This is a genomic window from Pseudomonas sp. A214 (genome assembly GCF_900156295.1).
In the GTDB taxonomy this organism is placed as follows: Bacteria; Pseudomonadota; Gammaproteobacteria; order Pseudomonadales; family Pseudomonadaceae; genus Aquipseudomonas; species Aquipseudomonas rhizophila.
The window spans coordinates 6,026,106-6,041,882 of the sequence record NZ_LT707062.1 but is presented as its reverse complement, the minus strand read 5'-3'; the positions used below and the strand labels follow the sequence as shown (position 1 = coordinate 6,041,882).

Sequence of the window (15,777 nt, the reverse complement as noted above, 5' to 3'; positions counted from 1 at the left end):
GGCTGTCACAGCCCCCCGACAGTGCTAAGGTTCGGCCCTAGCTTTTGCATTTTCAAGGATGCCTTTATGCCGGACGCGACGTCCTTAAGCCCTGCTTTCATGGTGGTCCACGGGAATCGCCTGGATGAGTTGCGCAGCCTGGTGATCAGCTTGATGCGGCGCTATCCGCTGGGGCCTCTTGAAAATGAAATCGCGCTGGTTCAAAGCAATGGCATCGCCCAATGGTTGAAGCTGGCATTGGCTGAGGATCCGGAAGATGACGATACCGGTGGCTGCGGTATCGCCGCCGCCATTGATGTGCAGTTGCCCGGCAGTTTCATGTGGCAACTCTATCGAACGGTCCTGGGACGTGACGAAATTCCGGCCAAGTCGTTGCTTGATAAGGCTCCACTTACATGGCGGCTGATGCGCCTTCTGCCACAGTTGATCGAGCAGCCCCATTTCGAGCCCCTGCGGCGTTTCCTTACCCACGACACCGACTTGCGCAAGCGTTATCAGTTGTCCGAGCGTCTTGCCGATCTGTTTGACCAATACCAGGTGTACCGGGCGGATTGGCTGGAGGACTGGGCGGAAGGTCGGCACCAGACAAGAAATGTCCGGGGCGAAATCAAGCCGCTCGCGCCAGAAAACTGTTGGCAGGCCGAACTGTGGCGGGCCCTTTTGATGGATGTAGGGGAGCAAGGCATGGCCCAAAGCCGTGCTGGGGTTCATCAACGGTACATCGAGCGTATCAACAGTTTGGAAGTGGCTCCCAGGAACCTGCCCGCGCGGGTGATAGTGTTCGGCATTTCTTCTCTGCCGGCCCAAGTCCTTGAAGCACTTGCCGGTCTGTCACGGTTTAGCCAGGTTCTGCTGTGCGTTCATAACCCATGTCGCCACCATTGGGCGGACATCGTGGCCGACAAAGACCTGCTACGCCACCAATACAAACGGCAGGCCCGCAAGGCCGGAATGCCCGTTGTCCTCGACCCGCAGACCTTGCACCAGCATGCTCATCCATTATTGGCAGCGTGGGGCAAGCAGGGGCGTGACTATATCAACCTGCTCGACAGCTACGACGACCCCAACAGTTATCGCTCGGTATTTCGCGATGGACGGATCGACCTGTTCAGCGAGGGGAATCCCACGACCCTTCTCGGCCAACTGCAGGATGACATTCTCGAGCTGCGCCCCCTGAACGAAACCCGGGAACACTGGCCAGCGGTGGATACGGAGCAGGACGGGTCTATCCGTTTCCATGTAGCCCACAGTGCTCAGCGCGAGGTTGAAATCCTCCACGATCAGCTGCTGGCCCGCTTTAGTGCGGATCCGAGCCTGCGCCCCCGGGATATCATCGTCATGGTCCCGGACATCGACAGCTACGCACCGCATATACGCGCTGTGTTCGGTCAGCTTGAAAGAACTGATCCCCGTTTCATTCCTTTCACCCTCACTGATCAGGGCCAGCGTGGACGTGATCCGTTATTGATCGCTGTCGAACACTTGCTCAAGCTGCCGGATAGCCGCTTTCCGGTCAGCGAAATCCTCGATCTGCTCGATGTTCCGGCGTTGCGTGAGCGGTTCGGTATCGATGAAGCTGACTTGCCTACGCTGCACCGCTGGATCGAGGGGGCCGGTATCCGCTGGGGCATGAGTGCCGAACATCGTGCCGGACTGGGATTACCCGCGGAGCTTGAGCAGAACAGCTGGCGTTTCGGTCTTCGGCGCATGCTGCTGGGGTATGCCGTCGGCAGCGCGGGCGCTTATGACGGCATCGAACCCTATGATGAAATTGGTGGCCTGGATGCGGCGTTGATCGGTCCTCTGGTTGCGTTGCTGGATGCTTTGCAAGTCGCTCATCAGGAACTCACCCGGCCCGCATCACCGCAAGAATGGGGCTCGCGCCTGCATGATCTGATGCAACTGTTTTTCCAGGCGAGCAACGAACATGACGACTATCTGCTGGCCCAACTCGAAGACTTGCGTGAAACCTGGCTGGAGACCTGTGAGTCGGTTGCCCTGCAGGATGAGTTGCCCCTGACTGTTGTCCGTGAGGCCTGGTTGGCAGGGTTGGATCAGGGCCGACTGTCCCAGCGTTTCCTGGCCGGAGCGGTCAACTTCTGCACCCTGATGCCGATGCGCGCGATTCCTTTCAAACTGGTGTGTCTGCTGGGTATGAACGATGGTGATTACCCGCGAGCACAACCGCCCCTGGATTTCGATCTCATGGGCAGCGACTATCGCCCCGGGGATCGTTCCCGACGCGAAGATGATCGATATCTGTTATTGGAGGCACTGCTTTCAGCCCGGGAAAAGCTCTATATCAGTTGGGTCGGACGCAGCATCCGCGACAACAGCGACCGTCCTGCTTCAGTATTGGTCGGCCAACTGCGGGATCATCTCGCCAGCGGTTGGCGGTTGGCGGATGACCGCGGGGACCTTCTTGAGGCGTTGACCCAGGAACATCCGCTGCAACCGTTCAGTGCTCGTTATTTTCATCAAGGCAGTGCATTGTTCAGTTACGCCAGTGAATGGCGAATGCTCCACGGTGCCCACGAACACGCCGCCCAAAGCCAGGTGCTGGAACCCTATGTTCAGGAAGAGCCCTTGGGCCTTGGGCAACTGCAGGACTTTCTGCGCAATCCCGTCCGGCACTTCTTCAGTCAACGACTCAAAATATTCTTCGAGGCCATCGAGGCCCCTTTGGCAGATGACGAACCCTTCGTTCTCGATGCGCTGCAACGCTACAGCCTGAGCGACAGCTTGCTGGAGGCCGCCCTGGTTCGCCTCGATCAACCGGATCTGGCACTGGCCACTCATGCCAAAAGACTGCAGAACAGCGGCCTGTTACCGATGGCCGGTTTCGGTGAATGCATGCAACGTGAATTGATCGAACCCTTGCCTGATTTGCTCCAGCGTTACCAGCAGCTTCTGGCGTTATGGCCCACGCCGTTGACCAGTGCCTTGCCTGTCAGCTTGCAATTGCATGGCGTGAGCGTCGAGGGCTGGCTGAGTGGCCTGCACCAGCGTGCTGATGGAGCGGTTCTCACCATCAGCGCGATACCCAACGGTATTGGCTCCCCCAAGACCCGTAAATGGCATCGTCTGATTCGTCCTTGGGTCAATCATCTTGTTGCGTGCGCTAACGGCTTTTCGATGACGACGGCACTGGTGGCCAGTGATGACAGCTTGCTGCTGGCTCCTTTTGAAGAGCCCGTGGCACGACGGTTGCTCGGCGATCTATTGCAAGCCTGGCAGGCGGGTATGCGTCAGCCGCTTCCCGTCGCCGTGAAGACCGCCTTCGCCTGGCTCGGCCAGAGCGATCCAGCCAAAGCCGATGCGGCTGCTCGAAAAGCCTACGAAGGCGACGGGCAGAACTCTGAGGGTGAGCGGCGGGAAAGTCCGGCGTTGGCCCGGCAGTTTGCTGACTTCGATGCCTTGACGGCCGACGAGACATTCCCCGACTGGTGCGATGCTCTTTACCGGCCACTGCTCGAAGCACCATGGCGTTCATTGGCCGGCGAGGAGGTAAGCTCATGACTCGCCAGCCTCCACTCGCCCTGGCCTTCCCGCTACGTGGCAGTCAATTGATCGAGGCCAGCGCCGGTACCGGCAAGACCTTTACCATTTCGGCGTTGTACCTGCGTCTGGTACTGGGGCATGGCGGCCCGGCTACCGGCTTTGGTCGCGAACTGCTTCCTCCGCAGATCCTGGTGGTGACCTTTACGGACGCTGCCACCAAGGAGTTGCGTGAACGTATCCGCATGCGTCTGGCCCAGGCGGCGCGCTTCTTTCGTGATGAAATTGCCGCCCCGGATTCGCTGATCGCCGAGTTGCGGGATGAGTTCGATGCAACGCAGTGGCCTGGCTGTGCGAACCGGTTGGACATCGCTGCGCAATGGATGGATGAAGCAGCAGTGTCGACCATCCATAGCTGGTGTCAGCGCATGCTGCGTGAACATGCTTTTGACAGCGGTAGCCTGTTTACCCAGACCCTGGAAACCGATCACAGCGACTTGCTCGGCGAAGTGCTTCGCGACTATTGGCGGCTGTTCTGCTACTCGATGCAAGGTGAGGCGCTGAATTGGGTGCGGACACATTGGGGCGGGCCCGCTGCGCTGCTGCCGCGAGTCAGAGGCCTGTTTTCCAGTGAACGCGATGCTGCTGAGGGGCTTGAACCCGCCGAACTGATCGCCGCATCGCTTCAGGAGCGCAGCGCCGCCTTGCTCGATCTCAAGGCGCCGTGGCGGCAATGGGCCGTGGAGTTGCTGGAGATCTGTCAGCAAGGTGTCGCCAACAAAAGCGTCGACGGGCGCAAGATGCAGGCCCGGTACTTCGAACCGTGGTTCCAGAAAATCAATGCCTGGGTGGAGGACGAAAGCCTTGAGCTGTTGGACATCGGCAGCGGATTCACACGCCTGACCCCCGAGGGCATGGCCGAGGCCTGGAAAGGCGAAGTGCCCAGTCATCCCGGGCTGGACGCCATGTCCGGTCTCAAGGCCAGCCTGGAAGCCTTGCCCACTCCCGATGCCGCAGTGCTGCAACATGCCGCGCAATGGGTGGGGGCACGTTTCGAGGCGGAGAAACGGCGCCGCGCGGAGATGGGCTTCGACGATATGCTGCTGCGTCTGGACGCGGCCCTTCAGGCCGAGGGCGGAGAGCGGCTGGCGAGCTTGATCCGCGAACAGTTTCCGGTGGCGCTGATCGATGAGTTCCAGGACACCGACCCGATTCAATATCGCATCTTCGAAAGCATCTACCACATCGCAGAAAGCAACCCCGACACCGGGCTGTTCCTGATTGGTGACCCGAAGCAGGCCATTTACGCTTTTCGCGGCGCTGACATCTATACCTACCTGCGCGCCCGCGAAGCCACCGCCGGCAGGCTGCATACGCTGGGAACAAACTTCCGTTCCAGCCACGCCATGGTCAGTGCGGTGAACCATATTTTCCAGAATGCCGAATCTCGCCCTGAAGGGCGCGGTGCTTTTCTGTTTCGTGAACCGTCGGGCAAGAACCCGGTGCCGTTCCAGCCCGTTGAGTCCCAAGGGCGCAAGGAGTCCTTGCAAGTCAACGGGCTACCCGTTGCCGCAATGAATATCTGGCACCTGTCTTCTGATCAGCCGCTTTCCGGGGCGGTGTATCGGAAGCACATGGCGGCGGCTTGTGCCAGTGAGATCACGGCGTTGCTCAATGGCGGCCAATCGGGGCGCGATGGCTTTACGGTCGATGAAAAGACGCTCCAGGGATTACGCCCGGCGGATATCGCCATCCTGGTGCGTGACGGCAAAGAAGCTCAGGCCGTGCGCGACGAGCTGTCCGCGCGGGGAGTGCGCAGTGTCTATCTGTCCGACAAAGACTCGGTCTTCGCTTCACAGGAAGCGCGGGACCTGCTGATCTGGCTCAGGGCCTGCGCCGAGCCGGATGTCGAGCGGCCACTGCGGGCAGCGCTGGCCAGCATCACGCTGAATCTTGCGCTGACGGAGCTGGAACGTCTCAATCAGGATGAGCTGGCCTGGGAGCGTCGGGTCATGCAGTTCCGAGGCTATCGTACGGTCTGGCGTACCCAGGGCGTATTGCCCATGCTGCGTCGCCTGCTACATGATTTCGAGCTGCCCCAGGCCTTGATGACGCGCAGCGACGGCGAGCGGGTGCTGACCAATTTGCTGCATCTTTGCGAGCTGTTGCAACAGGCCGCCGGTGAGCTGGATGGCGAGCAAGCTTTGATTCGGCATCTGTCCGAGCACCTGGCGCTGTCCGGGCAGGCTGGCGAAGAACAGATCCTGCGCCTGGAAAGCGATGAGCAACTGGTCAAGGTGGTCACGATTCACAAGTCCAAGGGACTTGAATATCCACTGGTGTTTTTGCCCTTCATCTGTTCGACGAAACCGGTGGATGGCAGTCGGTTGCCTTTGCATTACCACGATGAAGCCTGCAAGGCACAGATCAGCCTCAAGCCTACCGCCGAGTTGATCGCCAAGGCCGATGACGAGCGTCTGGCCGAGGATCTGCGGCTTCTCTACGTGGCCCTGACCCGCGCACAACACGCTTGCTGGCTGGGTGTGGCTGATCTCAAACGGGGCAATAACAACAGCTCGATCCTGCACCTGTCCGCATTGGGCTATCTGTTGGGCGGTGGTGTGCCGTTAGTCGAATCGGTGGAGTTGAAGCGCTGGCTGGAGGACCTGCAACAAGGCAGCGCAGTGGTCAGCTATCAGGAGATGCCCCAGGCCACCGACGAGCATTACCGGCCGCCACGCAACGAAGCGGTATTGCTTGAACCTTTGATACCCGTACGCAAAGCCAGCGAAAACTGGTGGATCGCCTCCTACAGCGCCTTGCGTATTGGGGAAAGCCTGAGTGCGGGCAGCAATGATGCGCCGGAGAACCCGCAGGCTCAGAAGCTGTTCGACGATGAGCGGCTTGACCCCGATGCCCCAAGGGAAATTGTTGCCGTGGGTGGCGATATTCACCGCTTCCCTCGCGGCCCTGGTCCCGGCACATTCCTTCATGGCCTGCTGGAGTGGGCCGCTGGCGAAGGATTTGAAGCTACGCCAACCGCCATCGAGGATGCCATAGCCCGGCGCTGCAATCGTCGAGGTTGGAAAGGCTGGATCGCTACCCTGGGTGACTGGCTGCAACACCTGATCAAACTGCCTATGCACATAGGTGGTGACCAGGCGCCGGTGGTGCTCGAGAACCTGTCCCGGTTTCAGGTCGAGATGGAGTTCTGGTTTGCCAGCCACAAGGTCGATGTGCTCAAGCTTGACCAACTGGTTTGCCAATTCACCCATGGCGGTGTCGCTCGCGTGGCCGCTGAGCCGGTGTTGCTCAACGGGATGTTCAAGGGCTTCATCGATTTGACGTTCGAGCACGAGGGCCGGTATTACGTGGCCGATTACAAGTCCAACTGGCTGGGTGTCGATGACATGGCCTACACCGAGCAGGCCATGGAACAGTCGATCCTCGACAATCGCTACGACCTGCAATACGTGTTGTACCTGTTGGCCCTGCACCGTCAGCTCAAGGCGCGCCTGCCCGGCTATGACTACGACCGGCATGTCGGTGGCGCGTTGTATCTGTTCCTGCGCGGTACCCGCTCAGCCAGTCAGGGCGTTTACTTCACCAAGCCTCCACGGGCGCTGATCGAGCAACTGGACCGCATGTTCCAAGGGGTTTGCGAGCCAAAGGCTGAACCGGCATGGGAACAGGGGGAGCTGCTATGAAACGTTCTTTTGCCGATCTGTTACCCAAATCGTCTGATGACGAGAGCCTGATGGATCTGGCTCCGCTGAGCCGCGCGGATGACTTGCTGCTGTTGCTCACCCGCTGGGTCGAACGAGGATGGTTGCGCGCCCTGGACAAGGCATTCGTCGCCTTCCTCCATGAGCTCGCGCCTGAAGATGATCCGTTGGTGCTGCTTGCTGCGGCGCTCACCAGCCATCAGTTGGGTCACGGGCATGTCTGCCTGGATCTGTTCGAAACGCTCAAGGAGCCGGATTTCGCCCTGTCACTGCCGCCTGAAGGCGACTCGCAAACGGGGGTAGAGTTGTTGCCCTCGCAAATACTACGGACCCTCGATGGGGCTCACTGGTGCAAGGTCCTGGCTTCCAGTGCTCTGGTGGCCTTGGCCGTCGATGAGCATGAAGAAGCGCGGCAACGCCCTTTGGTGTTATCAGGTAAGCGGCTTTATCTGCGTCGTTATTGGGCTTATGAGCGGCGGATCGATGAGGCGTTGCGACAACGGCTTGCCGAACATGAAGCGGCACCTGATGATCTTCGCGAGCGTTTGAACGGGTTGTTCGGGCCGGCCAACGCCGCTGACCCGATCGATTGGCAAAAACTGGCCTGTGCGCTGGCGACCCGTGGAGCCTTCAGTATCATCACTGGCGGCCCGGGTACCGGCAAGACCACCACGGTTGTGCGCTTGCTCGCCTTGCTTCAGGCGCCCGCTGTCGAGGCAGGCAAACCGCTGCGGATCCGCCTGGCCGCGCCCACAGGCAAGGCGGCGGCGCGTCTGACCGAGTCCATCAGCCAGCAGGTTCGCACCCTCGATGTGGTTGACGCCGTGCGCGAGCGCATTCCTTGCGATGTCACCACGGTCCATCGCTTGTTGGGCAGTCGGCCTGGCACCCGACATTTTCGCCATCATGGGGGCAATCGCTTGCCACTGGATGTGTTGGTGATCGATGAAGCCTCCATGATCGATCTGGAGATGATGGCCAATCTGCTGGATGCGCTGCCGACTCATGCGCGACTGGTATTACTGGGTGATAAGGACCAACTGGCTTCTGTTGAGGCCGGTGCGGTACTGGGGGACCTGTGTCGGGACGCCGAGGAGGGTTGGTACAGCCCCCGGACCCTGGCCTGGCTGGAGTCGGTCAGCGGTGAAAACCTGGCGGCCAGTGATCTGCGGCAAGACCTCGATGGCACTCATGCCTTGGCCCAGCAAGTGGTCATGCTCAGGCATTCGCGGCGCTTCGGTGAGGGCAGTGGGATCGGTCAACTGGCGCGTCGGGTCAACCAGCAACAACCGGAACAGGCCCGTCAACTGATGCTCGAAGGCGAATTCACCGACCTGTTTTCCCTGGCGCTGAGGGGCGAACACGATGGGGCGCTGGAGCGCTTGTTACTCGACGGCAAGGCAGAAGGGCCGAAGGGTTATCGGCATTACTTGAGCCTGTTGCGTCAGCGCCGCCCGGCCATTTCCCGACCGCTTGAGGACAGCTGCTGGACCGATTGGGCTCGGGAAGTGCTGTCGGCTTTCGACGAGTTCCAGCTGCTTTGTGCCGTACGCAAAGGCCCGTGGGGCGTCGCGGGGTTGAACCAGCGCATCACCGCCGCACTGCTCAAGGCCCAGCTTATCGACAGCGATCATCAATGGTACGAAGGGCGCCCGGTTCTGATGACCCGCAACGACTACGGGTTGGGCCTGATGAATGGCGATATCGGTATTGCGCTCAAGCTGCCCGAGCGTGAGGGGCCAGACGCCGGCAAGCAGGTTCTGCGGGTGGCGTTCCCTCGTAACGATGGCCAGGGCGGTGTGCGTTTCGTCCTGCCCAGCCGCCTGAACGATGTAGAAACTGTCTTTGCCATGACGGTGCACAAATCCCAAGGTTCGGAGTTCGCCCATACGGCTTTGATTCTTCCGGATGCGCTGAACCCGGTGCTGACGAAAGAATTGGTGTACACCGCCATTACTCGGGGCAAGCAGTGGTTCAGTCTGATAGAGCCGCGAGCGGGCGTCTTTGAAGAGGCGGTTCAGCGCAAGGTCAAGCGCTTGAGCGGGTTGATGCTGGCGCTGGAAGGAGCTGTCTGAGCGATCGACTTTCGCGATTCAGTGTCCAGGGCGGCTGTTCTGCACGCTTGTGTCGTAAGCGTCGTAGGGCGCTGCCTCGCTGGCTTTTTGGCACTGTGCTATCTTTCCGGCACTTATTGCATCGACCAAGAGACTTTCCATGAGTGTGGCTGTTCAGGAGACAGTGCGCCGCAAGGGCTGGAGGCAATATTTGCTTGCCGGCCTGCTGTGCTTACTGGCGCCTGTGGTTGTCGCCCAGGATCAGGCCACCACGACCCGGGCTGAACAGCGGGCCGAATCCGTCACCCAGGTTGTGTTGGGAATTCTCAGCTACGCCCGCTGGCCCGTGGAACCAGCGCAATTGCAGCTGTGCATTGTCGGGCCGACTCAATACACAGACGATTTGGTCAAGGGTACGACTCAGGCCACTGGCCGGCCTGTGACTGTGCAGCGGGTGCTGGCCGACCACCCCAGTATTGCCACTGATTGCAACGCGATCTACATCGGCAGATTGACCCATGACGAGCGCACCCGGCTGTTCGCGTCCTTGATCGGTAAACCTGTGTTGAGCATCAGTGAAGGCGGCGATCAGTGCACCGTCGGTAGCCTGTTCTGTCTGCGGGTCGCTGACGAACAGGTCTCGTTCGAGGTCAACCTGGATTCGGTGGCGCGCAGTGGCGTGCGCATTCACCCCAGCGTTTTACAGCTTTCACGTCGCAGGCCAGCAGCCCCATGAATCTGCCCACGGCACGGATCCGTCCCACACTGGGCTCGGTCATTGGTCGCGGTCACCTGATTGTCGCGTTGGTGGCGATCACCATGGCCAGTGTCTCCCTGACGTTGCTTGGTGTACTGGCGCTGCGAGTCTATGCCGATCACAACCTGCACCTGATCGCCCGCTCGATCAGCTATACCGTTGAAGCGGCCGTGGTGTTCGATGACTCAGTGGCGGCGACCGAGGCGCTGGCTGTGATTGCCTCCACCGAAGAGGTCGCCGATGCCGAGGTGTTCAACGAGCATGGGCGTCTGCTGGCTCGCTGGCAGCGACCGGAAACCGGCTTGTTGTCGGAATTGGAAAGGCACATCGCCAAAACCTTCCTGGAAAAGCCCATCAGCCTGCCAATCATCCATCAGGGACAGAATATAGGCGCAGTTCTACTGTCGGGACATGGCGGCAGCCTTTTGCGGTTTTTGCTTAGCGGCCTGGCGGGAATTGTCCTGTGCACGGCGGTGAGCGCCTGGGTGGCGTTGTATCTGGCGCGGCGCCAGTTACGCGCAATCACCGGGCCGCTGCGCAGCCTCGCCGAGGTGGCCCATGCCGCGCGCAGCGAACGCGCCCTCGACCGACGCGTACCGCCGGCCGCTATCGCCGAACTGGATAACCTGGGCAATGACTTCAACGCGCTGCTTGATGAGCTGGAGTCCTGGCAAACCCACCTGCAAAGCGAGAACGAAACCCTGGCTCACCAGGCCAGTCACGACAGCCTGACCGGATTGCCGAATCGGGCATTTTTCGAAGGCCGGCTGATCCGTGCACTACGCAATGCCAACAAACTCGACGAGCAGGTCGCCGTGCTCTATCTGGACAGTGACCGGTTCAAGGGTATCAACGATAACTTCGGCCATGCTGCCGGTGATGCGGTGCTGACGGCGGTGGCGACACGGGTCCGGGCACAGTTGCGTGAAGGTGACCTGGTGGCGCGCCTGGGCGGTGACGAATTTGCCGTGCTGCTTGCACCCTTGCACCGGACCGAGGATGCCGAACGGATTGCCGAGAAAATCATAGCCAGCATGGAAATGCCCATTCAATTGCCCGGCAATGCCTCGGTGCTGACCTCTCTGAGTGTCGGCATCGCCGTTTATCCTGATCATGGCGCGACACCAGGCGCCTTGCTCAATGCCGCCGATGCGGCGATGTATCAGGCCAAGCGCCTCGCCAGAGGCGGTCAACACACGGCCGGGTCGGAGCACCCGGTTGCTGATCTTCACGCCAGGAGCTGACTCGTGCGCCTATATCCTCAAATCTCCCTGCAGCGTTTCGCCGCGCTTTTGTTCATCACCGTTCTGGCCCTGACCGGCTGCCAGACGACACCCCAAAAAGGTCTTACCCCGGCGCAAGTCGCCGTGCTCAAACAACAAGGGTTCGAATTGACTGATGAGGGATGGGCTTTCGGCCTGTCCGGCAAAGTACTGTTTGGTAGCGATGTGGAAACCCTCAACCCGGCCAGTACCGAGATTGTCGAGCGAATCGGCAAGGCTCTGCTGGGGGCCGGAATCGAGCGGGTGCGGATCGATGGTCATACCGACGCATCAGGCTCCCCAACCTATAACGAACAACTGTCGATACGTCGGGCCAGCAGCGTGAGCAAGGTATTGATTGGCGTGGGCATGCGCGAAGAAAACGTTCAAACACGGGGGCTGGGCAGTAGCAGGCCAGTGGCCTCCAACGACACGGTCGAGGGGCGCACCGAAAACCGTCGCGTCGCCATCGTGGTCATCGCTGACTAGTCGGCGAATACCATCTCTCGGCTCTCGCCCATCAACAATGGCTGATTCTGCTCAGTCACTTCGCGGATGTAATCCCACAACAGCGTGATGCGTTTGAGCTTCCTCAAATCCTCCCGGCAGTACATCCAGAACTGCCGGGTGACGGTGATTTCCTCCGGCAGCACCGGCAGCAGGCGCGGATCCTGGGCGGCGAGGAAGCACGGCAGGATCGCCAATGATCGTCCTTGCTGCGCTGCCACGAACTGCGCAATCACGCTGGTGCTGCGCAGGTGAGCATGGGCGCCCGGCAATACATTCGCCAGATAGAGCAGCTCGGAACTGAACGCCAGATCATCCACGTAGCTGATGAACGAATGCTTGCTCAGGTCCTCCGGTCGGTGGATGGGAGGATGGCTGTCCAGGTATGGCTGGGTGGCGTAGAGCTGCAGTCGGTAGTCGCATAGTTTGCAGCACACATACGGGCCATGTTCGGGGCGTTCGAGGGCGATGACGATGTCGGCTTCGCGCTTGGAAAGGCTGATGAAGTGCGGCAGCGGCAGGATGTCCACGGAAATGGCCGGGTAGGCATCGACGAAATGACTCAGTTGCGGCGTGATGAAGAAGCTGCCGAAGCCCTCGGTACAGCCCATGCGCACGTGGCCGGACAACGCCACCCCAGAGCCTGACACCTGTTCGCAGGCCATGTGCAGGGTGCTTTCGATCGATTCGGCGTAACCCAGCAGACGCTGGCCTTCGGCGGTCAGGACAAAACCGTTGGTCCGGGATTTTTCGAACAGCAGCGTCCCCAATGACGTTTCCAGCGAGCTGATGCGTCGCGACACCGTGGTGTAGTCGACGGCCAGGCGCTTGGCCGCCGTGCTGGCCTTGCGGGTGCGGGCCACTTCGAGGAAAAACTTGAGGTCGTCCCAATTCAGCGACCCCAGGGAGGTGATGTTTTTTTGCATGATGGACCGGTTTTTATGTGCGTTCTTATTAGAAGTTTGCACATCTATACTCCAAAAACCGTCTCATCACCAAGGTGTCTGTCTATGCACCTTGATCTGTGCTGAACCAGCGCTCTCTATAAGAACAAGTCCCGGAGGCCAGCATGAACGTTTCCCTTACGCCCAGCGACACTGCCCTGCAAACCGTAAAATTGTTGATCGACGGCGAGTGGGTTGAATCCCAGTCCAGCGAATGGCACGACATCGTCAACCCGGCCACCCAGCAGGTACTGGCGAAAGTCCCGTTCGCCACGGCGTCGGAAGTCGATGCCGCCATTGCCGCCGCCCAGCGTGCTTTCCAGACCTGGAAGCTGACCCCCATCGGTGCGCGGATGCGCATCATGCTCAAGCTCCAGGCGCTGATTCGCGAGCACTCCAAACGCATCGCCGCCGTACTGAGCGCCGAGCAGGGCAAGACTATCGCTGATGCCGAGGGCGATATTTTCCGTGGCCTGGAAGTGGTCGAACACGCCTGTTCCATCGGCACCCTGCAAATGGGCGAGTTTGCCGAGAACGTTGCCGGCGGCGTCGATACCTACACGTTGCGCCAACCGATTGGTGTGTGCGCGGGCATTACCCCGTTCAATTTCCCGGCGATGATTCCGCTGTGGATGTTCCCGATGGCCATCGCCTGCGGTAACACCTTCGTGCTCAAACCGTCGGAGCAGGACCCGCTGTCGACCATGCTGCTGGTGGAGCTGGCCATCGAGGCTGGCGTGCCGGCGGGCGTGCTCAACGTGGTGCATGGCGGCAAGGATGTGGTGGATGCCCTCTGCACCCACAAGGACATCAAGGCGGTTTCCTTTGTCGGCTCAACGGCGGTCGGCACCCACGTGTATGACCTGGCGGGTCGGCATGGCAAGCGCGTGCAGTCGATGATGGGCGCCAAGAACCATGCGGTGGTGTTGCCTGATGCCAATCGCGAACAGACCCTCAATGCTTTGGTCGGCGCCGGTTTCGGGGCGGCGGGCCAGCGTTGCATGGCCACTTCGGTGGTGGTCATGGTGGGCGCGGCCAAACAATGGCTGCCCGAGCTCAAGGCTCTGGCGCAGAAGCTCAAGGTCAACGCCGGCAGTGAGCCGGGCACGGATGTCGGCCCGGTCATTTCCAAGCGGGCCAAGGCGCGGATTCTTGAATTGATCGAGAGTGGCGTACAGGAAGGGGCCAAGCTGGAACTTGATGGCCGTGACATCAGCGTGCCGGGTTTCGAGCAAGGCAACTTCGTCGGCCCGACCCTGTTTTCCGGCGTGACTACCAGGATGCGTATTTACACCGAAGAAATCTTCGGCCCGGTGTTGGTGGTGCTGGAAGTCGACACCCTTGATCAGGCAATCGCCCTGGTCAATGCCAACCCGTTTGGCAACGGCACCGGCCTGTTCACGCAAAGCGGGGCGGCGGCGCGTAAATTCCAGAGCGAAATCGACGTCGGTCAGGTGGGGATCAACATCCCGATTCCGGTACCTGTGCCGTTTTTCAGCTTCACCGGCTCCCGTGGTTCGAAGCTTGGCGACCTGGGTCCATACGGCAAACAAGTGGTGCAGTTCTACACTCAGACCAAGACCGTTACCGCACGCTGGTTCGATGATGACAGCGTCAATGACGGTGTGAACACCACCATCAATCTGCGTTAAGGAGCCGGACATGAAGATCGCATTTATCGGTCTGGGCAACATGGGCGCCCCCATGGCGCGCAATCTGCTCAAGGCCGGCCACTCGCTGAACCTGTTCGACCTGAACCAGACGGTGCTGGCTGAACTGGCCACATTGGGCGGCACCATCAGCGCCTCACCTCGCGATGCGGCCCAGGGCGTGGCCCTGGTGATCACCATGTTGCCGGCTGCTGCTCATGTACGCAGTGTCTGGCTGGGTGACGACGGTGTACTGGCCGGCATCGCCGCCGGTACGCCCGCGGTGGATTGCAGCACCATCGACCCGCAGACCGCTCGCGATGTTGCCGCCGCAGCCGCCAAACAAGGCGTAGCAATGGCCGACGCGCCAGTCTCCGGCGGCACCGGTGGCGCAGCGGCCGGCACGTTGACCTTCATGGTGGGTGCCACCGCTGAATTGTTCGCCACCCTGCAACCGGTGCTGGCGCAGATGGGCCGTAATATCGTGCATTGCGGCGACGTCGGCACCGGGCAGATCGCCAAGATCTGCAACAACCTGCTGTTGGGGATTTCCATGGTAGGCGTCAGCGAAGCCATGGCCCTGGGCGATGCCCTGGGGATCGATACGCAGGTACTGGCCGGGATCATCAACAGCTCAACAGGCCGTTGCTGGAGTTCAGACACCTACAACCCGTGGCCTGGCGTGATCGAAACAGCACCGGCGTCCCGTGGCTACACCGGGGGCTTTGGTGCCGAGCTGATGCTCAAGGACCTGGGCCTGGCTACCGAAGCGGCGCGGCAGGTTCATCAGCCGGTGGTGCTAGGCGCGGTTGCGCAGCAGTTGTACCAGGCGATGAGTCAGCGGGGCGAGGGCGGCAAGGATTTTTCGGCGATTGTTAACAGCTATCGCAAGCCGCAATAAGAGCTGGGGCACCGACGCCACAGAGCCTGTGCAATTTGGAAAGCTGTTTTCCGAGAGACCATGTCGGGTGGTCTCTCGGTTTTTTGTTTCAGGCGAAGACGAAGTATTTACGCACGGTCTCGACCACTTCCCACGTGCCTTTCATGCCAGGCTCGATGACGAAGATGTCACCGGCCCGCAGATGGATCGGCTCCATGCCATCGGGGGTGATGATGCAGTAGCCTTCCTGGAAATGGCAGTACTCCCACTTCACATAGTCGACGCGCCACTTGCCCGGTGTACAGATCCAGGTGCCCATGATCTTGCTGCCGTCTTCGCTGGTGTAGGCGTTGAGGTTGACGGTGTGCGGATCGCCTTCGAGTTTTTCCCATTTGCAGGCATCGAGTACGGGCAGCGGATGGGTATCGCGCAGGACGGTGATGGGGGCGGTCATGTGAACTCCGAAAGGGACAGAAGAGAGCAGGCACCCTAACGCGCGAC

General features: G+C 60.4%; 10 protein-coding genes. 8 read left to right on the top strand and 2 right to left on the bottom strand.

Annotated elements, in window-relative coordinates:
* Positions 1-66 precede the first annotated feature (66 nt).
* The 6 genes from recC (at position 67) to BW979_RS27065 (ending at position 11,785) form a co-directional block, all read left to right on the top strand.
* Complete coding sequence (gene recC, locus BW979_RS27090; protein WP_076386462.1) at positions 67-3,519, top strand: exodeoxyribonuclease V subunit gamma; 3,453 nt, start codon at positions 67-69, stop codon at positions 3,517-3,519.
* Positions 3,516-7,205, top strand: a complete 3,690-nt coding sequence (recB, locus tag BW979_RS27085) for an exodeoxyribonuclease V subunit beta (protein WP_076386460.1) — start codon at positions 3,516-3,518, stop codon at positions 7,203-7,205. The genes recC and recB overlap by 4 nt, the downstream gene beginning before the upstream one ends.
* Positions 7,202-9,298 (top strand): exodeoxyribonuclease V subunit alpha, encoded by a 2,097-nt coding sequence (gene recD, locus BW979_RS27080; protein ID WP_047229520.1) that lies wholly within the window; start codon positions 7,202-7,204, stop codon positions 9,296-9,298. Before recB ends, recD begins: the two co-directional genes overlap by 4 nt.
* Positions 9,299-9,437: 139 nt before the next feature.
* Positions 9,438-10,013 (top strand): YfiR family protein, encoded by a 576-nt coding sequence (locus tag BW979_RS27075; protein ID WP_076386458.1) that lies wholly within the window; start codon positions 9,438-9,440, stop codon positions 10,011-10,013.
* Positions 10,010-11,278: a diguanylate cyclase domain-containing protein gene (locus tag BW979_RS27070; RefSeq protein WP_047229522.1), complete on the top strand. Its 1,269-nt coding sequence runs from the start codon at positions 10,010-10,012 to the stop codon at positions 11,276-11,278. The genes BW979_RS27075 and BW979_RS27070 overlap by 4 nt, the downstream gene beginning before the upstream one ends.
* A 3-nt stretch (positions 11,279-11,281) precedes the next feature.
* On the top strand, positions 11,282-11,785 hold the full coding sequence (locus BW979_RS27065) for an OmpA family protein (RefSeq protein ID WP_047229523.1): 504 nt from the start codon (positions 11,282-11,284) through the stop codon (positions 11,783-11,785).
* Here the strand turns inward: BW979_RS27065 and BW979_RS27060 are convergent.
* Complete coding sequence (locus BW979_RS27060; RefSeq protein ID WP_047229524.1) at positions 11,782-12,729, bottom strand: LysR family transcriptional regulator; 948 nt, start codon at positions 12,727-12,729, stop codon at positions 11,782-11,784. The genes BW979_RS27065 and BW979_RS27060 overlap by 4 nt on opposite strands.
* 143 nt (positions 12,730-12,872) lie before the next feature.
* Here BW979_RS27060 and BW979_RS27055 point away from each other — a divergent pair, with 143 nt between their 5' ends.
* The gene (locus BW979_RS27055) at positions 12,873-14,399 is read left to right on the top strand and encodes a CoA-acylating methylmalonate-semialdehyde dehydrogenase (RefSeq protein WP_047229525.1); all 1,527 of its coding nucleotides are present in this window, start codon (positions 12,873-12,875) and stop codon (positions 14,397-14,399) included.
* Between the two features lie 10 nt (positions 14,400-14,409).
* Positions 14,410-15,297: a 3-hydroxyisobutyrate dehydrogenase gene (gene mmsB / locus BW979_RS27050; protein WP_047229526.1), complete on the top strand. Its 888-nt coding sequence runs from the start codon at positions 14,410-14,412 to the stop codon at positions 15,295-15,297.
* An 88-nt stretch (positions 15,298-15,385) separates the two neighbouring features.
* Here mmsB and BW979_RS27045 read toward each other — a convergent pair whose 3' ends face one another.
* A complete protein-coding gene (locus tag BW979_RS27045) occupies positions 15,386-15,730 on the bottom strand; it encodes a cupin domain-containing protein (RefSeq protein WP_047229527.1) in 345 nt (114 codons plus the stop codon).
* Positions 15,731-15,777: the final 47 nt, after the last annotated feature.